Below are 19,540 nucleotides of genomic sequence, written 5' to 3' on the forward strand. Positions count from 1 at the left end.
TAAACAGGTTAGCCAAATTGTTCATTATAAAATATAGATCTTTTAGCAAAGTGTACCTGTTTTAGCGTTTAACGGGCAGTCTTATTGCCAGAAAGCGTGCTTTTCCGAGGTGAAAAGCACGCATGCCCAAGAAGATTAACTGAGGATGTTAATTAACCAAGTGTGGTAAGGAATACCCACTAAATCAATGAGTACAGCTCCACTTAATGGAACAATCATGAAGGCTTTCATGGAAACTTGCTTATAGCGTTCACACACGGAAGACATGTTTGCCATTGCATTCGGGGTCGCTCCTAATCCGTGCCCCATTAATCCTGCACACATAACGGCAGCGTCGTAGTTTTTGCCGAGGAGTCTAAAGATAACGAATACCACTAACAGAATTAATACCACGACCTGAGCAAAAAGAATGATAAAGAGGGGTAAGGCAACATCTTTCAGTTCCCAAATCTTAAGGGACATCATTGCCATGGTTAAAAATAGGCCGAGAGAAACTTCAGAAATTAAATCGACAGATTTTTGGTTAATTTTAAATAGATGAACTTGGTCGTTGATATTACGAATGACAATCGCAATGATCATTGCTCCCACATAACTGGGTAAAGAGAAGCCCGTCGCTTTGGTAAATTGTGCTGACGCAAATTGCCCAATGACCATGATACCTAATACTAATGCCAACATTTTTAAAAAGGCATGGGCATCAATAGATTCAATTTTACTTGAAATGGTTTCGGTGACTTTTGGACTGGTGACGGTCTCATCGGCTTGAATAGTCACACGATGCTTTTTGATTAAGAAAGAGGCGATTGGTCCACCTAATAAGCTGCCAGTAATTAAACCAAAAGTCGCTGCTGCAATGGCGGCAACTGTTGCTGATTGTACACCTAAGCCTTCGGCCATTTGACCAAATGCGGCTGCACCACCATGACCACCAGTTAAAGAGACGCCTCCTGCCATCACGCCAATGACGGGGTTGATATCTAATAAATGTGCGAGTCCGGCACCAAAGGTGTCTTGGAATAATACGGTAAACCAACAAATAAATAAGTAGATAAACAGTAGACGCCCGCCACTTTTTAGAATACGGAAGCTGCCATCAATCCCGATTGTTGTGAAGAAAGCAACCATTAAAAAAGTCTGTAGGCTGGTATCAAAATGGATTTCAGCCAAATTAAAGGATTTCAGTCCCCAAATAATGAGACTCACTAAAAAGCCACCGATAACAGGTGATGGAATACAAAAGCGTTGTAACCATTCAATACGCTTTTTTAAGTGAATGCCCATTAGGAGGCACAGTACCGTAAGGAGGAGTGTAGATAATGTATCGAGTTGTAATGTCATATGGATGTTTCCCTGTGTAATCTATAACCGTTCTCGCCATTTGCCGTTTTTGGCGACACGCCTACGCTCTAGCCACAGTGTGAATGTCTCTAAAGAAGTATTCGGCTACCCTTTCGCAACAGTTTAATTCTCAAGTTTTAAATTTTTATTTTGTGGTTAACGTCATAAAATAAACTTTAATGTTAAAACTGTTGCGATATTTTTTTGTCAGTATTGTTTTAATTACTGTTATGGTTATTGGGTTACAAATGTATTGAACGGTATATTTATCAGTCGCGTTGTTGTGTTTGTTTATTAGAATAAAAATTGGTAAATCAAATAAGCTGCTAATTTTGACGTGTGGTTATCAATATCAAATTCTGGATTACATTCAGCAATGTCAAATACCGCAATTTTTTTGCTCGCTTTAATGACTGAAAATAATTGATCGAATGTTTCTGTATTAATTCCTCTCGCCGCGGGGGCGCTAACGCCTGGAGCGATTGCCGCAGAAAAAACATCAAGATCAACGGTGACATATAAATAATCGACGCGATTAATAAATTGTTGAACTTGTTCTATGGCTTTAGGTAATTGAGAAGCGGTCAGTGCCTTATCACGAATATATTGGCAACCTAATTTATCCGCCGTATCGAATAACACTTTAGTGTTGCCATGATCGGCAATACCAAGACAGAGATAATGAAAAGGGCGATTATGCTGTTCGCATAATTGTGCCGCTTGTAAAAATGGCGTGCCAGATGTTGCTATTGGCGCTGAACGTAAATCAAAGTGGGCATCAAAATTAATGATGCCAATGGTTTTCGTTGGTTGAGTCTGTTTAACGAAATCAAACAGTCCTTGAAAACTGGCAAATGCCACTTCATGTCCTCCCCCTAAAACAATAGGGGTTTGTTTCGATGATAAAATCGTGATGAGCTCATCCGAAAGACGGCGTTGTGCTGATTCTAATTGGCCATCGTCACAATAGATCGTTCCTGCATCTCGAATCGCTAAAGGTTGATGCAGTGGTAGACCTGCAAGTTGCTGGCGGATAGCATCAGGTCCTGCTTTAGCGCCTAGTCGTCCTTTATTACGTTTAACGCCTTCATCGGAAGCAAAGCCAATTAAAGCAAATTGTGCAGGGGTATTTTTATTCATGACTTGATGGATCCGTAGGTGTTCTTCGGTATCACCATCAGTACGGCCTTGCCAAATAAAAGGTGCTGCCATAATTACTCCAGATTAATGAGTTTGGTCATGTTATGAGCTGCTTTGCAGGTCTCAGCGATAAATTCGTCAATTCGATGAGTTGAACGAAATTCCGGTGCCATTACAGAAACAACTGCAATAACATCATTGCCTTTAAAAATAGGTGCGGATACACCTAAAACGCCTTCATCTATTTCGCCACATGAGATGCCATAGCCTTGCTGGCGTATTTGCATGAGTGAATGTTTTAACTGCTGTATACTGCCGGGTGATTGCAATTGTTCTGTATGGGTTTCAAACACTAATGATTGATATTCTTCGTCGCGAAACGCGAGCAATGTTTTTGCACTCGCCCCTTTGATGAGGGTATTGCCTCGCCCGATGACAAAGGAACAGCGTAGTGCTTGTGAACTCTCTATCATGTCAACACAGATGGTCTCGCACAGATTTGATGTAATAATTGCGACGGTTTCTTGTGTCTTTTTACTCAGTGATAGCAGTTCTATTTTTGATGAATTCATTAACAGGCTGTGGTGATAGTATTTTTCTTGAGTTTTGATACTCTGCGCACCAACAGTATAGGTACCATATTGTTTAGCATAAGTCACAAATTCCCAGTTTATGAGAATGGCGAGTAGTCGATAAACAGTCGAAACAGGAATATTCAATGCCTTGGATATCACTTGTGGAGTGACGGGAACCGCACTAGCAGTGATATAAGATAGAATATTTAATGTTCGGTTAATACTGTTCATGGTATCCCCCTTTTTTTCGAAGTTAGCAGTAAAAATTTTTAGGCTCAAATAATATTCTCATATTGTGAGAATTCTTTTGTGAGAAAAGTGTAAATATTGCATTTTAAAATTGTCGTATAATGAAAATTTGAATGATTAAAAAATAATTAGAGTGGTTGAATAACGTGAAAAAAAGTTATCGCAAAGGCGGTTTTACCTTTAAGCAGTTTTTTGTGGGACATGATCGCTGTGCAATGAAAGTTGGAACGGATGGGGTATTACTGGGGGCATGGGCGCCCGTGCAACAGGCAAAAACAGCCTTAGATATTGGTAGTGGCAGTGGCTTAATTGCTTTGATGCTTGCTCAACGAAATCAACAAGTCATTATTGATGCGGTTGAATTGGATAGTGCGGCGGCACAGCAAGCACAAGAAAACTTTATCGAATCTCAATGGCGTGAAAGGTTACAAGTCTTTGCGCAAGATATTGTTGAGTTTTGTACTCAAAGACAACATGACTATGATTTGATCGTCAGTAATCCGCCTTATTTTGAGCCATCTGTGTCATGCAGTAGCGAGCAGCGCGAACAGGCTCGCTATACTGCCACGTTAACTCATCAAACATTATTAGATAGTGCACGGCACTGTTTGGCACCGGATGGCTTATTTTGTCTTGTACTACCTTATGATGTTGGCGAAAAGGTTGAAGCAATGGCGCATAGCGATAACTGGTTTACCGCTTATCGAGTGAATATTCGTGACAAAGCCACGATGCCATTTCACCGCATGCTATTGGGGTTAAAACGAGAGCCTGTGGTAGCGCAAATCACAACGTTAGTATTAAAAGAGGCCGATAATACGATTTATACCGAAGATTTTCAGCGGCTCATACGTGATTTTTATTTGAAATATTAATAGCTAATCCAACGGACTAGCTATTAATTCATGAGATTAAGGTTTGAGGATAGTCGGACCTGAGAGTGGCAATAACGCGGGATAATCTAACGTATAGTGTAAGCCGCGGCTCTCTTTACGTTCCAGCGCACAGCGAACCATCAATTCAGCGACTTGAACTAGGTTTCTAAGCTCTAGTAAGTTATTTGAAATACGGAAATTAGCATAATAGTCATGGATTTCTTGCTGTAATAGATGGATGCGTCGTAAGGCGCGTTCTAAGCGTTTAGTTGTTCGAACGATCCCCATGTAATCCCACATAAACAAACGTAATTCATGCCAATTATGTTGAATGACGACTTGTTCATCTGAATTATGCACACGGCTTTCATCCCACTCAGGGAGTATCGGGATATCATCGACCTGTGAGATCGTTTGATTAATATGCTCCGATGCTGACCAGCCATAAACCAGGCACTCTAAAAGTGAATTGGATGCCATGCGATTAGCCCCGTGCAGCCCTGTATAACTGACTTCTCCAATGGCGTAGAGGTTGGGGATATCGGTCATGCCATTTTGGTCAACCATGACGCCGCCACAGGTGTAATGCGCTGCTGGTACAATAGGGATTGGGTCTTTAGTCAGATCAAGCCCTAAGGTCATTAGTTTTTCATAGATAGTTGGGAAGTGGCTCTGAACAAAGTCCGCGGGTTTGTGGCTAATATCAAGGTACATGCAGTCCGCACCGAGTCGTTTCATTTCATGATCAATGGCTCTTGCAACAATATCCCTTGGTGCCAGTTCACTACGAGGATCATAGTCTGGCATGAATCGACTTCCATCAGGGCGTTTCAAATAAGCGCCTTCTCCACGCAATGCTTCCGTTAATAAAAAATTTCTGGCCTGTGGATGGAACAAGCATGTTGGATGGAATTGATTAAATTCCAAATTTGCCACACGGCAGCCGATGCGCCATGCCATTGCAATACCATCTCCCGATGAAATATCAGGGTTTGTGGTATATTGATAAACTTTCGCTGCACCGCCAGTGGCTAGAATGACGATTTTGGCACGGATCGTTTCGACGTGTTCTTTTTGTCGATTCCAGACATAAGCCCCGACAATACGCGGTTGGCCAGATGTGTCGATTTTATCAGATCGAATAAGATCGACAGCGTTATAACGCTCTTTGACATGAATATTGGGGTGGGAAAAGGCCAGATTGACGAGAGTCGTCTCAACTTCTTTGCCTGTGGCATCGGCATGATGGAGTATTCGGCGATGGCTGTGCCCACCTTCACGGGTAAGATGATACTGTGTTTCACCCGTTTCAGTCACTTCAGTATCAAACAATACGCCTTGATCAATCAACCATTGAACACAGTTTTTGGCATTGGAAGCAATAAATTCGACCGCTTGTGGATCACAAATACCTGCGCCGGCAATTAAGGTATCTTCGACGTGAGACTCTACGCTGTCTGTATTATCAAAAACAGCAGCAATTCCGCCTTGTGCATAGTAAGATGCACCTTCACTGAGCGTGCTTTTGCTTAGGATGGTCACTTGATGAAATGGTGCGAGCCGTAATGCAGCGGAAAGCCCTGCGACACCGCTACCAATAATAAGTATATCAGTGTAATGCTGTGGGTAATCGTTCATAAGTGTTTTGCATGTTGTATATGCTCGCCATCTTTCAAGTTGCAGTATTGTTGGCTAGGATGACTGGTACGAGTCACTGACTGATAGACGCGTCTAGCGGTTCATTGGTTGTTGCCTAGCTGCACCTCGAAGTATTTAGAGTATAGTATCTATTGGAAGTTTCATGTTAGCCTATCAGACTTGGTAATGCTATTTTTGAAGTTGGGCTTACGCTGATTTTATTGACTCACTATTGAGTACTGTTTTACCGTTTTGTATCAGAGGGGATAACACGCAACACGCTTGGTTATCTATCTGAACTTAAAGTGAATTATTGAGGATCGTGTGGATCCTTTATCAGTAAAAACATCTTTTTTTTGTAAGTTTTTTACTATTTTTATGTATTAAATTGAACTTCACTTGTTTTTACTACTCAAAGTAACGCTTGCTTTAGGAAGGGAGACATGATCGAGTTAACAAATTTACAGCCTGATTGCGGGAGATTTTCCCAGGAATGAGCGAGCAACTGACAGACCAGATGTTGGTCGAAAAAGTTCAAAAGGGCGATCAAAAAGCGTTCAATTTACTGGTGGTGAAATACCAGCATAAAGTCGCAAGTTTGGTTTCCCGTTATGTGCCACAAGCGGATGTGCCTGACGTTGCTCAGGAGTCATTCATTAAAGCTTATCGTGCGATTGGCTCGTTTCGTGGTGACAGTGCTTTTTATACTTGGCTATACCGGATTGCGGTTAACACGGCCAAAAATTATTTAGTCGCTCAAGATCGACGCCCTCCCGCGTCGGATCTGGAAGCGAGCGATGCAGAAAATTACGAAACAGCAGGCGCACTGAAAGAAATTTCGAACCCAGAGAACTTAATGTTGTCTGAAGAATTGAAGAAGGTAGTTTTTCGAACGATTGAGTCGTTACCTGAAGATTTAAAAATGGCAATAACACTCAGGGAACTTGATGGTTTAAGCTATGAAGAAATCGCGGAGATTATGGATTGCCCTGTAGGCACTGTGCGCTCCCGTATCTTTAGAGCAAGGGAAGCTATCGATAATAAAGTACAACCGTTGATTCAGCAGCACTAGAAGTTGTTTGTATTCATGTTATTTTTGGAATACAACACCGTGCAATATAGCGAAATCAGGGTATTAAACTGTAATTGTGATGCAATTAACTGAAGGTATTCGGGCATGCAAAGAGAGAAACTTTCCGCAATGATGGATGGCGAAGTTCTAGATGTAGAACTGATTAACGCTATCTCATGTGATTCAACGTTACAAAAACGTTGGGAGAGCTATCATCTTATTCGTGATACTCTGCGTAACGACACCCCTGATGTCATGAATTTTGACATAGCAGGTAAGGTCGCCGCAGCATTAGAGAATGAAGTTGTGCAATTTAATCCTCAGGGAGTTGTTGAGTCACAGCCTGAGCCGGCAATATGGGGAAGTATGCCGTTTTGGCAGAAGGTTCGCCCATGGGCTAGCCAAATCACCCAAATTGGTGTTGCAGCATGTGTGTCTCTTGCCGTCATCGTTGGTGTGCAACAATATAACCAAAGTAACTCCGATGAGTCGATGATTGATGAACCCGTGTTTAACACTATTCCTGTTGGGGCTGGCGCACCTGTAAGCCTAAATTTCTCTGATGGCCAACTTTTTGGTAACGAGCAACAAATGCAACAAGTTGAGCAACAAAATCAGCGTGTTAATGCAATGCTTCAGCAATATGAAATTGAAAGACGCTCCATGCTAAATCAGCAATATCATGAAAATGATGATAAAGCAGCGGTATCGGCTGGAGTTAAACAGCACTAATGAATAAGTGGTTATCCGTCATCTGCCTGGCGGGCAGCCTGATTATTGCTAATCAAGCTTCGGCATCTCAACAAGATGCCGAAGTTCTCTTTAAAGAGATGGGAAGTGCTGCCCAGAATCTTTCCTACGAAATGTCATTCATGTCTTTTAGCCCGAGAAGTATCGTTCCTGTTCGCTACCGCCATGGACTCATCAATAATGTGCCGATATCTCAGATGATCCAAATGGATTCGACGCGGCGTGAGATTGTTCAAAAGGGCGAGCGAATTAGTTATTTCGAACCCGGTTTCGATGCCTTTAGTTTGAATGGCAAACACATTGTCGATAACTTGCCTTCAGTGCTGTTCGCTGATTACGACAAAATTAAGCCATACTATAATTTTATCGATGCAGGACGCACACATATTGGTGATAAGCCGTCGTTAGTTATTCGTATTATCTCTAAAGATAACTCACGCTTTAATTATGTGTTGTTAATTGATGAAGAGAACAAGTTACCCCTACGAGTTGATCTTCTTAATAACAATAATCAAACGTTAGAACAATTTCGCGTGATCTCGACCGTGTTAGATAGTAAAGCGGTAAATGACTCTTTGGTGAATTTAAGTAAAATTAATTTACCACCATTATTAGTCTCTCCTCAAAATACGAGCCCGTCATTTAAATGGCGCGTGGGTTTTTTACCCCCAGGATTTGAAGAAATTTCACGTTCAAAGCGTAGTCTCGCACAGAATGATGAGGTTGAAAGCGCATTATTTAGTGATGGCTTGTTCACCTTTTCTGTGAATGTCACTAAGGCCGAACAAGGGCAACCTTTAGAGCAACCTATTCAAAATGGTCGCCGCACAATTTATACAATGACTCAGAAACAAAATGTGATTACCATAATAGGCGAATTGCCGTTGTTAACGGCACAGCAAGTCGCTGCGAGCATTCGTTTTTAGGAGTAAATGATGGTAAAAGAGTGGGCAACAGTTATTCGTTGGCACCAAGGAAGGGCATTATTGCGTTATGGGGCTTCTTCCGGGTGTGGTAGCTGTAGTGCACGTGGGGCTTGTGGTTCGTATGCATTGAGTAAGATAGGACCAAATACTGAACATCAATTAGAGGTTGAAATACAACAACCTTTAGTTGTGGGGCAGAAAGTTGAAGTCGGTATTCCTGAAGGGAGTTTACTTCGATCTGCGATGTTAGTGTATTTGACACCCTTAATTGGCCTATTTTTCGTTGCAGCGTTAGTACAGTTAGCAGGCTTGGAACAAATTTGGGTCGCGATTTCTGGTGTCATAGGTGGGTTTTTAGGATTCTTTTTGGCCCGAAAAATCGCCTCTTATTGGCGGGATGAGACAGCGTTTCAACCTGTTATCCTACAAATAGGCTTGCCTCCAGAAGAACGCTTAGTTCAAGTTGATTAATCAGTTAAACCACCTGTTATTTGCAGGTGGTTTTGTTTCATTAAAGTACCATTCATTGCCATTATTAGGCTAAAACCCGCATAGTTTACAGTTGTTTTACATTGAACCTTTGTGTTACAGGGATCTTCTATGTAAAATGCAGCTAATTAGCAATCTTGTGATAATCATAGCATTTTAGTTCTGTGATATATTTTTATACAGAGCTGATTTTGTAGGCAATTTAAAAGAAGATATTACCTTGAAAATCAATAACATAAGAAACTTTTCTATCATTGCTCACATTGACCATGGTAAGTCCACGTTATCTGACCGTATTATTCAAATTTGTGGTGGTTTGACGGACAGAGAAATGGCGGCTCAAGTTCTAGACTCCATGGATTTAGAGCGTGAACGCGGAATTACAATTAAAGCGCAAAGTGTGACGCTTGATTATAAGGCCTCCGATGGGGAGACCTATCAGTTAAACTTCATTGATACGCCTGGCCACGTTGACTTCTCTTATGAAGTATCACGTTCGTTAGCCGCTTGTGAAGGCGCACTGTTGGTTGTTGATGCGGGGCAAGGGGTTGAAGCCCAAACACTGGCTAACTGCTATACAGCGATTGAAATGGATCTCGAAGTTGTTCCAGTCTTGAACAAAATCGACTTGCCAGCGGCAGATCCGGAACGCGTAGCGGAAGAGATTGAAGATATTGTGGGCATTGATGCTCATGATGCAGTGCGGTGTTCAGCGAAAACCGGTATCGGCGTGCAAGAGGTTATTGAACGTTTGGTTCAATCAATTCCTGCTCCCGTCGGTGATTCTGAAGCACCTCTGCAAGCCCTGATTATTGATTCATGGTTTGATAACTATTTAGGTGTTGTATCGCTTATCCGTATTAAAAACGGTACCTTGCGTAAGGGCGATAAAATTAAGGTTATGAGTACTGGCCAGGTATATAACGCTGATCGACTCGGTATTTTCACACCTAAACAAATCGACCGTGATTCATTAAGCTGCGGTGAAGTGGGCTGGTTAGTTTGTGCGATTAAAGATATTACCGGTGCACCAGTAGGGGATACGCTCACAGGTGCTCGTCATCCAGCAGAAAAAGCCTTACCTGGATTCAAAAAAGTGAAGCCGCAAGTTTATGCCGGTTTATTCCCAGTCAGTTCAGATGATTATGAAGCATTCCGTGATGCACTGGGCAAACTGAGTTTAAATGATGCTTCATTATTCTATGAGCCAGAAACGTCGAGTGCGCTAGGTTTTGGTTTCCGTTGTGGTTTCCTCGGCTTACTGCATATGGAGATCATCCAAGAGCGTTTAGAGCGTGAATATGATTTAGATCTGATCACCACGGCGCCAACCGTCGTTTATGAAGTTGTACAAACGAACGGTGAGGTTGTGTATGTTGATAGCCCTGCTAAATTGCCACCGCTGAATAACATTGAAGAGCTGCGTGAGCCGATCGCGGAATGTCATATGTTGATGCCGAAAGAGTATCTCGGAAACGTGATTACACTTTGTGTTGAAAAACGCGGCGTTCAGACAAACATGGTCTATCATGGTAATCAGGTATCGCTAACCTATGACATTCCAATGTCAGAAGTTGTGCTAGATTTCTTCGATCGTTTGAAGTCTACCTCCCGAGGTTATGCTTCTTTAGATTATACGTTTAAGCGTTTCCAAGCGTCAGATATGGTGCGTGTGGATGTGATGATTAACGGTGAGCGTGTGGATGCACTGGCATTGATTACTCACCGCGCAAATTCACAGTATCGTGGTCGTGAACTGGTTGAAAAAATGAAGGAGTTGATTCCTCGTCAACAGTTTGATATCGCGATTCAAGCGGCGATCGGTAACCATATTATTGCTCGTTCTACAGTTAAACAATTACGTAAAAACGTGCTTGCTAAGTGTTACGGTGGTGACGTTAGCCGTAAGAAAAAACTGTTACAGAAGCAAAAGGAAGGTAAGAAACGTATGAAGCAAGTCGGTAATGTTGAATTGCCTCAAGAAGCGTTCTTGGCGATATTGCATGTTGGTAAAGACAACTAAAATTACAAGGAGTCTCAATGGCTAACACCTTTGCCTTGATCCTAACACTGGCAACAGTGATTACGGGGATTATCTGGTGTTTAGATCGCTTTAAATTTTCGCCTGCGCGGAAGAAGAAGCTCAAACATATACAGGAAGTGAGTCAAGGCTCATTGACTCAAGACGAGATGGAGAAAGTGGTACGCCGTCCGTCATGGGTCGAAACAGGATCTTCAATTTTTCCTGTTTTAGCAATTGTTTTGGTGGTTCGTTCGTTTATTTACGAACCATTTCAAATTCCATCTGGATCGATGATGCCAACGTTATTAGTTGGGGATTTCATGTTGGTTGAAAAGTTTGCTTATGGGTTGAAAGACCCAATAACGCAAACCACCTTGATTGAAACCGGTAAACCCTCTCGCGGTGATATTGCAGTATTTAAATATCCAAAGGATCCGAGTGTGGACTTTGTTAAACGTGTGATTGGTTTACCCGGCGATAAAATTGTTTATAACCCAGATGCGAAGGAACTGACAATTTATCCGAATTGTGCGGACAATAACTGTACCAAGCAATTGCCAATTAAATATGGCCCATTAGCGCCAAGTGAATGGACAATGTTCTTCAATGTTGATTCTGTCGTTGAGAGCCAAAAAGGGAACTATGAAATCCCCGTTGATCAACCTGTTCCAAGTAATGCATTACGTCAATATCAAAGAAGTGAAAAGCTTGATACTGTCGAGCACCAGATATTGATTATTCGTCAGGCAATAACAGAATCGCGTTATATTCAACCGAATATGCCACCAAATGAATGGATTGTGCCTGAAAAACATTATTTTATGATGGGTGATAACAGGGATAACAGTTCTGATAGCCGTATGTGGGGCTTTGTTCCTGAAGAAAATCTTGTTGGTCGCGCGGTGTTTATTTGGTTAAGCCTCGATAAACAAGAAAACGAGTGGCCTACCGGTATTCGTTTTAGTCGTATTGGACCACTAGGTTCATAATCATGTTATACGGGTTTTCGCACGAAAACCCGTATAAACCGAAGCATTATTGTTTTTCTCAGTGTACAATATAATTTAATTAAATATTTATTGGCTTCTTAATTAACTCCTATAATCATATTAATAGTATTTAGCTATATTTTTAGCTGAAATTTATTATTTAAAATTAAGGATAAAGCGTTAAGAGTCAGTGCAAACGCAACAGTTTTGTTCCTTACAGGTCTGTTGCGTGTGCTTTTTTGTCAATCAGAAAAATGGCTGGGCGCGCATGAACCCCTCTTTACTTGAGCAATTACAACGAAAACTTGGTTACAAGTTTAATCAACACGACCTTTTAATTCAGGCGCTTACACATCGTAGTGCGAGCAGTAAACATAATGAACGCTTAGAATTCCTTGGCGATTCTATTTTAAGTTTTGTTATTGCCAATGATTTATATCATCGATTCCCTAAAGTGGATGAAGGGGATATGAGTCGTATGAGAGCAACGTTAGTTCGTGGAAACACGTTAGCGGAAATTGCTCGTGAATTTGAGCTTGGTGAATGTTTACGTTTAGGACCGGGTGAATTAAAAAGTGGCGGATTCCGCCGTGAATCTATACTCGCAGATACAGTTGAAGCACTGATCGGCGGGATTTTTCTCGATAGTGATATTCAAACGATAGAACGAATTATTCTAGATTGGTATCAAAATAGGTTGAATGAAATCAGCCCGGGCGATAAACAAAAAGACCCGAAAACGAGATTACAAGAATATCTACAGGGGCGTCATTTGCCTTTACCTAATTATATGGTTGTTCAGGTAAAAGGTGAGGCTCATGATCAGGAGTTTACTATCCACTGTCAAGTGAGTGGTATTGAACAGCCTATTCATGGTGTTGGTTCAAGTCGTCGTAAAGCTGAACAAGCCGCTGCGGAGCAAGCATTGAAAATTTTGGAGATTGAATGAGTGAAAAACAACCCCACTGTGGCTTTGTGGCTATTGTTGGGCGACCCAATGTCGGCAAATCAACGTTATTAAACCAGTTGTTAGGGCAAAAAGTTTCGATTACATCGAGAAAGCCCCAAACGACTCGTCACCGTATTATGGGGATCCATACTGAAGAGGAATACCAAATCATCTATGTGGATACTCCAGGGCTGCATATTGAAGAGAAACGGGCAATAAATCGTTTGATGAACCGAGCTGCTTCAAGCTCCATTGGTGATGTTGAGCTGGTTATTTTCGTTGTTGAAGGCACGAACTGGACCGACGATGATGAAATGGTGCTTAATAAGCTAAAAAGTCTACGCTGCCCAGTCATTTTAGCGATCAATAAAATTGATAATGTAACGGATAAAACGGTTCTGTTACCGCATATTAGTTTTGTTAGCCAAAAAATGAACTTTTTGGATGTGGTACCAATTAGTGCAGAAAAAGGCAAAGGTGTTGATACAATTGCAAAAATTGTCAAGCAACACATTCCTGAAGCTGAACACCATTTCCCAGAAGACTATATTACTGATCGTTCTCAACGCTTTATGGCATCGGAAATCATCCGTGAAAAATTAATGCGTTTCTTGGGCGATGAATTACCTTATTCTGTCACTGTTGAAATCGAACAATTCAAAGTTATGGAAAAGGGCGGTTATCATATCAATGGCCTTATTTTGGTTGAACGTGAAGGCCAAAAGAAAATGGTTATTGGGAATAAAGGCAGTAAACTCAAAACGATCGGCACAGAAGCCCGTATCGATATGGAAAGACTGTTTGATACCAAAGTCCATCTTGAACTTTGGGTGAAAGTTAAAGCTGGCTGGGCTGATGATGAACGAGCGCTACGCAGCTTAGGCTATGTTGATGACCTAAAATAATGGGTGAAACGGTGAGTGCGGGCTGGCAACGTGCATTTGTGCTTCATTCTAGGCCTTTCAGTGAAACAAGCCTATTAATTGATTTTTTTACTGAAGGTGAAGGCAAAATTCGACTGTTAGCAAAAGGTGCTCGCCGTAATCGTTCACCGCTGAGGGGCTGCTTGCAGCCCTTTACGCCATTACTTATCCGTTGGGGAGGTAAAGGCGAAATCAAAACGTTAACCCATGCGGATCCGATTTCACTCTCGCTGCCATTATCGGGTACTGTGCTTTATAGCGGTTTATATCTCAATGAGTTAGTTTCGCGCGTCATTGAGTTTGGAACACCGTATTCCGCGTTATTCTTTGACTACCTTTCATGTTTACAATTACTTGCCGCGAGTGAACAAACACCTGAATCGGCATTACGTCAATTTGAATTAGCATTATTATCCTACCTTGGTTATGGAGTTGATTTCCTTCATTGTGCAGGCAGTGGCGAACCCGTTGCAGATACAATGACTTATCGTTATCGCGAAGAAAAAGGGTTTATCGGTAGTTTGGTGATAGATCAATTAAGCTTCACGGGTAGGCAGCTCAAAGCGTTAGCCGCTCGTGAGTTTCCAGACAGTGATACGCTAAAAGCGGCAAAACGTTTTACACGCATGGCGTTAAAGCCTTATTTGGGCGGAAAGCCATTAAAAAGTCGTGAGTTATTTAGGCAATTCGTGAAAGTTCCGCCTACCCATCCCCCTAAAGCCTGATTGAATCTGCACATATCCCGCATTGTGCACCGTTGACGGTTTTACCCTCCAAGTTTTATTCACCGTTATCAAACGATAAGAGATTGCAGAAAAAAACAGCGAAATGTGGAAAGGTACGCGTAGTGATAGAGATTTATTCCCAATAAATATTAAATTGCAGTAGGATAGGGGCATTCGTGCGTATTTGACCGTATCAATTATAGGGAGTGAAAAATGGCTGAGCTTTTGTTAGGTGTCAACATAGATCATATCGCGACAGTGAGAAATGCGCGGGGCACCCAGTATCCTGATCCTGTTCAGGCGGCATTTGTTGCTGAGCAAGCAGGCGCTGATGGCATTACTGTACATTTACGCGAAGACCGTCGTCATATCACTGATAGGGATATTGAATTGCTGAAAGAGACTATCCAAACGCGGATGAATCTTGAAATGGCAGTGACAGAGGAAATGCTGACGATCGCATGCCGTATTAAACCGACCTTTTGTTGTCTTGTACCTGAAAAACGTGAAGAAGTGACCACCGAGGGTGGATTAGATGTGGCGGGCCAATTACCAAAAATCACAGAAGCAGTGAAACGTCTCACTGAAGCAGGTATTCAAGTCTCTCTATTTATCGATGCTGACCACGCACAAATTGATGCAGCCCAAGCCGCAGGCGCGCCATTTATTGAAATTCATACTGGTGCATATGCAGATGCAAAAACAGAGCAAGAACAGGAAATTGAGTATCGTCGTATTCGTGATGGCGTAACTTACGCGGCGAATAAAGGTTTAAAAGTTAATGCGGGTCATGGGTTAACCTATCATAATGTTCAACGCATCGCGTTATTGCCTGAAATTTATGAACTGAATATCGGACATGCGATCATTGGTCGAGCATTGTTCAGTGGATTAGCCGATGCAGTATCCGATATGAAGAAATTACTACGAGAAGCGCGTGACTAATGGCAATTATCGGTCTAGGTACAGATATTGTCGAAGTTGCTCGGATTGAAGGTGTCATTAAGCGTTCGGCCGATAGCTTGGCTAAGCGTATATTAACCGAAAATGAATTTAAGCAATTTCAGCAACAAGCTCAACCAGCGCGTTTTCTGGCAAAGCGCTTTGCGGTTAAAGAAGCGGCGGCTAAAGCTTTAGGTACTGGCATTCGTAATGGCTTAGCATTTAATCAATTTGAAGTCAGCAATGATGCCCTAGGCAAGCCACAACTTACATTGCTCGGAGAGGCGAATCAGTTGGCTCAACGAATGAAAGTGACGCATATCCATGTTTCTATTACCGATGAGCGTCATTATGCCGTGGCGACGGTGATCATTGAAAGTTTGTCGTGATAATCGTTTAAACGCCATTTTGATAAATGGAATTCTCAGGCGGTAATCGCGATTCAAAACAGGATGCCTCGCCGTTTACGGCGGGGTATCTCATTTCGTTATAGTCATAGGTTGGTTTATTAGCGACGAATGGCAAAACGTATAAACTGATTAAATCTTATCAGCGTGATGGATCATCACAAATTTATCCCACAGTTGTTCTTGGGTTTCGATATGCTGAGGGTCGGTAATAATAGTATTAGTGATAGGACAAACGGACTGACAGGTCGGTTTATCATAATGGCCAACACACTCAGTACAGAGATCTGTGTCGATCTCGTAGATTTCATCGCCCATATAGATTGCATCATTAGGACATTCAGGCTCACACATATCGCAATTGATGCATTTTTTGGTAATTAATAGTGCCATATCAATAGGTTATATAGTATTCAGTTCAAGTCAGTGAGTGATATTATTTCAGTATTCGTTACTTTTGGCGATGAGCTGCCATTTAATACCGTCTATTTTACATTGTAAAACCTAAATTCATAACACAAAACCGCAACGCATATTCTTTTTATCGATTCAAAAACAGTGAATGTGTGAGCTTTATACTTAATGTGTTGATATAAATAGGCAATCTCATGCCGACTATCGTATCACAAAAGGGCAAAAGCCCCGATTCTGATGATCATACTGACGCTTTATCGTATTGAGGATTACCTAAGTTATGCACATAACTCACTGTCGTATAAGCATTTTAAAATAGCTCAATAAGCCGCGTCGATGACATGGCGAAAAAGCGCTCAATTTCCTATCAATCAACTCTCTCTTTCGCCGAAGAGGTTCCTATCAAATTTTTCCATTATTGTAGCGATCTATTTGGCAGTACTTATGACGACCTTGTGTTTTTCTCTTTGTATCCTTTCAAGATTGTTGCAACCCAAAATAACGTGGCGAACCCCGAATATAAAAAGCCTCGCGTGTTCCCGTCATTGATCGGGGGCGAGGCTTTTGACTGGGGCTTTGTACTCCATAACATGTTGTTACCATCTGGCAGAATACGCCCCTACTGGGGGGATCTTGACCATTAAGAGACGTCAATGTATAAGCAATACCACCGATTTTTGGTTCATTTTCATGTACTTTACTTATGACTCGCGAGTTTATACTGTTCGCGTTTAATTTGCATAAAGCAAAAGTCAGAGCGTCGTTCGCTCCATATTTGGTTATCTCGTGATCGGGATAACCTATGGGCTTGTGACCAAGCTTTAGAAGCCTCAAAATATTTCTTTGCCTGTTCAAGACGAATCGCATCCCGAGCCGCGCGGAAATACAACGGGCTATCGTTGTTTATGAATGTCATATAGGATTCTCAAAGATGAAATTGATATGGATAGATTAAAGTGAAGATAAAGTGTGTTGTTCAACCAACGCATTAGATTGCGTAACCGTTGGGCGGCATAGGAGCCAATGTCATTGTAGTCAGCGGGACAATTTAATCCTTCCTGTAGTGATAGGCCTCAAAGCCTCCGGCATTAAGCGGAAGGTCTAAGGCCCATTCGGGGTTGGTGGCAAGTAATTTGGATAAATGTTCATGGTTGAATGCAGGGGTATCGAGTGCCTCGGTCAACACCTCATCGTGAATGGTGAGTACAATGTCATAACCGTGATCTTCAATAATTGGCATGTTACTGGCGAGAATATCACGGGCAGCGGCTTGGGTTACGTTTTCTACCAATTTCCCGCCATAGGTTTTCAAACGTTGCCATTTGCGGTTATAAGGATTAATCCCCATATAGCTGATTTGGCCGTTATCATGACGTGGGGCGGGGTAGCAAACCGCGCGGCCTGACGGTAAAACAATACGTAGCCATGCTTTATCCCGTCTAATTTTAAGCTTACGACATGGAAAGGTTACCCTCGGTGAAGCAATCGCCCGACGCACGGTATTTTCCAATTCATACCAGAAAGAGACCGTTTCGGGGTGTGCATTGCGCCACATGCGCTTAAGTGAGTCACAGGTGATAAATACGGTTTCACTGAGACCATAGGTTTTTTGGGTTTCCACCGATTTTCTATACCAACTGATCGCCTCGTGTTTCACTTTGGGTGGAATGTTAGGCAATGCCGCTTCAGCCAGTTCCTCTAAATTCAGACCATAGGTGAGGGCAAATGTTAAGAATGCGGCGACTCCTCCCCCGTAACCTAAGCCGAGTTCCATCACTTTACCGATTTGGCGCATATCTTTATTAACCTCTTCTGGACTGATATTGAATGCGCGCGCGTAAGCCAATTTATAGAGATCAGCGCCGATACCCCTGTCGAATTCGCTAAACGCGTTAATCTTCCACGCTTCACCGGCTAACCAAGCGAGCATACGGCCCTCAATATTGGAAAGGTCGGATACTACAAGCTTTTTACCTTCAGGTGCCATAATGCAACCGCGCAAAGCTGAGCTGGTCAGTTGCATAATGTCATCGTAAATGAGGTCGGCACATCCTGCTTTTAACGCTTCAATACCGTTATCAATGGTCTCTTGGTCAAGTGTTGGCCTTGGTAAATTTTGTGGCTGAAATAATCGACCCGCCCAACGCCCCGTGCGTGAAGCACCACAAAATTGCAATGTTCCACGTAAACGACCGTCTGAGCTTACGCCATTGATCAGCGCTTTGTATTTACTGGTGCTGGTGCTACTGGCTTGTAATCGAATGGCTAACAATTCACGTAGAGATAAGGGAATATCAGGATCGTTAATGCGACGTTCTAATGTGCTTTTTTGCATATCAGGCAAATCAACACCAAAAGCGGCAGAGATATGTTTTAGTAGGGCATCACGCTGAGTTGCCGCCTGAACTTCATTATCTGTCAGTTTTTGGGTGAGTTGGGCTAAACGTTTTTGCTCAACTTCAACCGCTTTAATCGCGGAGGCGGCTAATTGAATATCCATACACACCCCGCGATCGTTAATTCGTTGGTCACGATGCCAGTGTTTTAATTCACTGTCGCGGTAGTTCCAATTTGGCAAACGTTGGTGCACTTCGCGCATGGCTTCGATATCTCGCCCTGCATAGGCCACAAAACGTTTCCACTCTTCGGGATGGGTTTTGCTTGTTGCGCGGCGTAATGCTGAGTTGTTAGGTCGAGGCTTACAAAATAGCTGTATTAATGCTTTACCTTCTTGGTCTTTGGCTTTATCCAAAGGCACACCAAGCACGTCACATAACACCCCTAAAGCACCGGGTAAACCGTGCGCGAGTGCTTGTACCATCGTATCACGCCAACGACTAACATCTATTTTGATACCACTATGGTTGAGCATGGTGCGGTCAAAATGGCTGTTATGTGCATAAATTATAGTGTTAGGGTCTGTTAACGCTTGCTTTAATTCAGTAGGCATAGAGGATTTATGCGTAATATCCCAAACGTTAACTGAATCGTTGTTTAACGCCCAAGCAAAAAGCATAATTTCAACGGTTTCTGCGTAAGAATGCGTACCGTATTGAATTGGCTTTTCACTGAATGTTTCGAGGTCTAGCCAGAGTGTATTTTTCATAATTTAT

General features: G+C 42.2%; 19 protein-coding genes. 12 read left to right on the plus strand and 7 right to left on the minus strand.

The features are described 5' to 3' along the window. Positions 1 to 135: 135 nt before the first annotated feature. From gltS to P2E05_RS06930, 3 genes are all read right to left on the minus strand, one after another. Entirely contained in the window at positions 136 to 1,341 is a 1,206-nt protein-coding gene (gltS, locus tag P2E05_RS06920) for a sodium/glutamate symporter (protein ID WP_154624296.1), read from the minus strand. Positions 1,342 to 1,635: 294 nt separating this feature from the next. Further along, entirely contained in the window at positions 1,636 to 2,553 is a 918-nt protein-coding gene (gene hutG / locus P2E05_RS06925; RefSeq protein ID WP_196713287.1) for a formimidoylglutamase, read from the minus strand. Positions 2,554 to 2,555: 2 nt separating this feature from the next. After that, positions 2,556 to 3,287 (minus strand): IclR family transcriptional regulator, encoded by a 732-nt coding sequence (locus P2E05_RS06930; RefSeq protein WP_154624298.1) that lies wholly within the window; start codon positions 3,285 to 3,287, stop codon positions 2,556 to 2,558. 164 nt (positions 3,288 to 3,451) lie between these two features. Here P2E05_RS06930 and trmN point away from each other — a divergent pair, with 164 nt between their 5' ends. Beyond that, positions 3,452 to 4,180, plus strand: a complete 729-nt coding sequence (gene trmN / locus P2E05_RS06935; RefSeq protein WP_163861007.1) for a tRNA(1)(Val) (adenine(37)-N(6))-methyltransferase TrmN — start codon at positions 3,452 to 3,454, stop codon at positions 4,178 to 4,180. Between the two features lie 36 nt (positions 4,181 to 4,216). On the opposite strand, the gene nadB is transcribed toward trmN, so the two are convergent. After that, a complete protein-coding gene (nadB, locus tag P2E05_RS06940; protein ID WP_163861008.1) occupies positions 4,217 to 5,818 on the minus strand; it encodes an L-aspartate oxidase in 1,602 nt (533 codons plus the stop codon). A gap of 493 nt (positions 5,819 to 6,311) precedes the next feature. On the opposite strand from nadB, the gene rpoE reads away from it, so the two are divergent. The 11 genes from rpoE (at position 6,312) to acpS (ending at position 15,995) form a co-directional block, all read left to right on the plus strand. Continuing rightward, positions 6,312 to 6,890, plus strand: coding sequence for an RNA polymerase sigma factor RpoE (gene rpoE, locus P2E05_RS06945; protein ID WP_154624301.1), 579 nt, complete (start codon positions 6,312 to 6,314; stop codon positions 6,888 to 6,890). A 105-nt stretch (positions 6,891 to 6,995) separates the two neighbouring features. Continuing rightward, entirely contained in the window at positions 6,996 to 7,622 is a 627-nt protein-coding gene (rseA, locus tag P2E05_RS06950; RefSeq protein WP_276123069.1) for an anti-sigma-E factor RseA, read from the plus strand. Next, positions 7,622 to 8,566 (plus strand): sigma-E factor regulatory protein RseB, encoded by a 945-nt coding sequence (gene rseB, locus P2E05_RS06955; RefSeq protein WP_154624303.1) that lies wholly within the window; start codon positions 7,622 to 7,624, stop codon positions 8,564 to 8,566. Before rseA ends, rseB begins: the two co-directional genes overlap by 1 nt. A gap of 9 nt (positions 8,567 to 8,575) precedes the next feature. Beyond that, positions 8,576 to 9,037 (plus strand): SoxR-reducing system protein RseC, encoded by a 462-nt coding sequence (rseC, locus tag P2E05_RS06960; protein ID WP_154624308.1) that lies wholly within the window; start codon positions 8,576 to 8,578, stop codon positions 9,035 to 9,037. Between the two features lie 244 nt (positions 9,038 to 9,281). Beyond that, positions 9,282 to 11,078, plus strand: coding sequence for a translation elongation factor 4 (gene lepA / locus P2E05_RS06965; protein ID WP_163863540.1), 1,797 nt, complete (start codon positions 9,282 to 9,284; stop codon positions 11,076 to 11,078). 17 nt (positions 11,079 to 11,095) lie between these two features. Further along, complete coding sequence (lepB, locus tag P2E05_RS06970) at positions 11,096 to 12,067, plus strand: signal peptidase I (RefSeq protein ID WP_154624305.1); 972 nt, start codon at positions 11,096 to 11,098, stop codon at positions 12,065 to 12,067. A 268-nt stretch (positions 12,068 to 12,335) separates the two neighbouring features. Further along, positions 12,336 to 13,016 carry a ribonuclease III gene (gene rnc, locus P2E05_RS06975; RefSeq protein ID WP_154622128.1) on the plus strand — a complete coding sequence of 227 codons (681 nt, stop codon included), beginning with the start codon at positions 12,336 to 12,338 and terminating at the stop codon, positions 13,014 to 13,016. Beyond that, positions 13,013 to 13,921 carry a GTPase Era gene (era, locus tag P2E05_RS06980; protein WP_154622129.1) on the plus strand — a complete coding sequence of 303 codons (909 nt, stop codon included), beginning with the start codon at positions 13,013 to 13,015 and terminating at the stop codon, positions 13,919 to 13,921. The genes rnc and era overlap by 4 nt, the downstream gene beginning before the upstream one ends. Further along, positions 13,921 to 14,664 carry a DNA repair protein RecO gene (gene recO / locus P2E05_RS06985; RefSeq protein ID WP_154622130.1) on the plus strand — a complete coding sequence of 248 codons (744 nt, stop codon included), beginning with the start codon at positions 13,921 to 13,923 and terminating at the stop codon, positions 14,662 to 14,664. The genes era and recO overlap by 1 nt, the downstream gene beginning before the upstream one ends. 213 nt (positions 14,665 to 14,877) lie before the next feature. Further along, positions 14,878 to 15,609: a pyridoxine 5'-phosphate synthase gene (gene pdxJ, locus P2E05_RS06990; protein ID WP_154622131.1), complete on the plus strand. Its 732-nt coding sequence runs from the start codon at positions 14,878 to 14,880 to the stop codon at positions 15,607 to 15,609. Next, on the plus strand, positions 15,609 to 15,995 hold the full coding sequence (gene acpS / locus P2E05_RS06995) for a holo-ACP synthase (RefSeq protein WP_154622132.1): 387 nt from the start codon (positions 15,609 to 15,611) through the stop codon (positions 15,993 to 15,995). Before pdxJ ends, acpS begins: the two co-directional genes overlap by 1 nt. A 150-nt stretch (positions 15,996 to 16,145) precedes the next feature. Here the strand turns inward: acpS and P2E05_RS07000 are convergent, their stop codons facing one another. The 3 genes from P2E05_RS07000 to P2E05_RS07010 form a co-directional block, all read right to left on the minus strand. Continuing rightward, positions 16,146 to 16,406, minus strand: a complete 261-nt coding sequence (locus P2E05_RS07000; protein WP_154622133.1) for a YfhL family 4Fe-4S dicluster ferredoxin — start codon at positions 16,404 to 16,406, stop codon at positions 16,146 to 16,148. 718 nt (positions 16,407 to 17,124) lie between these two features. Continuing rightward, entirely contained in the window at positions 17,125 to 17,343 is a 219-nt protein-coding gene (locus tag P2E05_RS07005; protein WP_154622134.1) for an ANR family transcriptional regulator, read from the minus strand. A 132-nt stretch (positions 17,344 to 17,475) separates the two neighbouring features. Further along, the gene (locus P2E05_RS07010; RefSeq protein ID WP_276123070.1) at positions 17,476 to 19,533 is read right to left on the minus strand and encodes a DNA polymerase; all 2,058 of its coding nucleotides are present in this window, start codon (positions 19,531 to 19,533) and stop codon (positions 17,476 to 17,478) included. Positions 19,534 to 19,540 lie beyond the last annotated feature (7 nt).

Source organism: Providencia stuartii, from assembly GCF_029277985.1.
Taxonomy (GTDB): domain Bacteria; phylum Pseudomonadota; class Gammaproteobacteria; order Enterobacterales; family Enterobacteriaceae; genus Providencia; species Providencia zhejiangensis.

Bases quoted from the DNA above. Each gene is read 5' to 3' on its own strand.
- nadB (WP_163861008.1), bottom strand. From the start codon at position 5,818: ATGAACGATTACCCACAGCATTACACTGATATACTTATTATTGGTAGC.
- pdxJ (WP_154622131.1), top strand. From the start codon at position 14,878: ATGGCTGAGCTTTTGTTAGGTGTCAACATAGATCATATCGCGACAGTG.
- hutG (WP_196713287.1), bottom strand. From the start codon at position 2,553: ATGGCAGCACCTTTTATTTGGCAAGGCCGTACTGATGGTGATACCGAA.
- rseB (WP_154624303.1), top strand. From the start codon at position 7,622: ATGAATAAGTGGTTATCCGTCATCTGCCTGGCGGGCAGCCTGATTATT.
- P2E05_RS06930 (WP_154624298.1), bottom strand. From the start codon at position 3,287: ATGAACAGTATTAACCGAACATTAAATATTCTATCTTATATCACTGCT.
- P2E05_RS07010 (WP_276123070.1), bottom strand. From the start codon at position 19,533: ATGAAAAATACACTCTGGCTAGACCTCGAAACATTCAGTGAAAAGCCA.
- rseA (WP_276123069.1), top strand. From the start codon at position 6,996: ATGCAAAGAGAGAAACTTTCCGCAATGATGGATGGCGAAGTTCTAGAT.
- era (WP_154622129.1), top strand. From the start codon at position 13,013: ATGAGTGAAAAACAACCCCACTGTGGCTTTGTGGCTATTGTTGGGCGA.
- P2E05_RS07000 (WP_154622133.1), bottom strand. From the start codon at position 16,406: ATGGCACTATTAATTACCAAAAAATGCATCAATTGCGATATGTGTGAG.
- gltS (WP_154624296.1), bottom strand. From the start codon at position 1,341: ATGACATTACAACTCGATACATTATCTACACTCCTCCTTACGGTACTG.
- rpoE (WP_154624301.1), top strand. From the start codon at position 6,312: ATGAGCGAGCAACTGACAGACCAGATGTTGGTCGAAAAAGTTCAAAAG.
- rnc (WP_154622128.1), top strand. From the start codon at position 12,336: ATGAACCCCTCTTTACTTGAGCAATTACAACGAAAACTTGGTTACAAG.
- rseC (WP_154624308.1), top strand. From the start codon at position 8,576: ATGGTAAAAGAGTGGGCAACAGTTATTCGTTGGCACCAAGGAAGGGCA.
- lepB (WP_154624305.1), top strand. From the start codon at position 11,096: ATGGCTAACACCTTTGCCTTGATCCTAACACTGGCAACAGTGATTACG.
- recO (WP_154622130.1), top strand. From the start codon at position 13,921: ATGGGTGAAACGGTGAGTGCGGGCTGGCAACGTGCATTTGTGCTTCAT.
- acpS (WP_154622132.1), top strand. From the start codon at position 15,609: ATGGCAATTATCGGTCTAGGTACAGATATTGTCGAAGTTGCTCGGATT.
- P2E05_RS07005 (WP_154622134.1), bottom strand. From the start codon at position 17,343: ATGACATTCATAAACAACGATAGCCCGTTGTATTTCCGCGCGGCTCGG.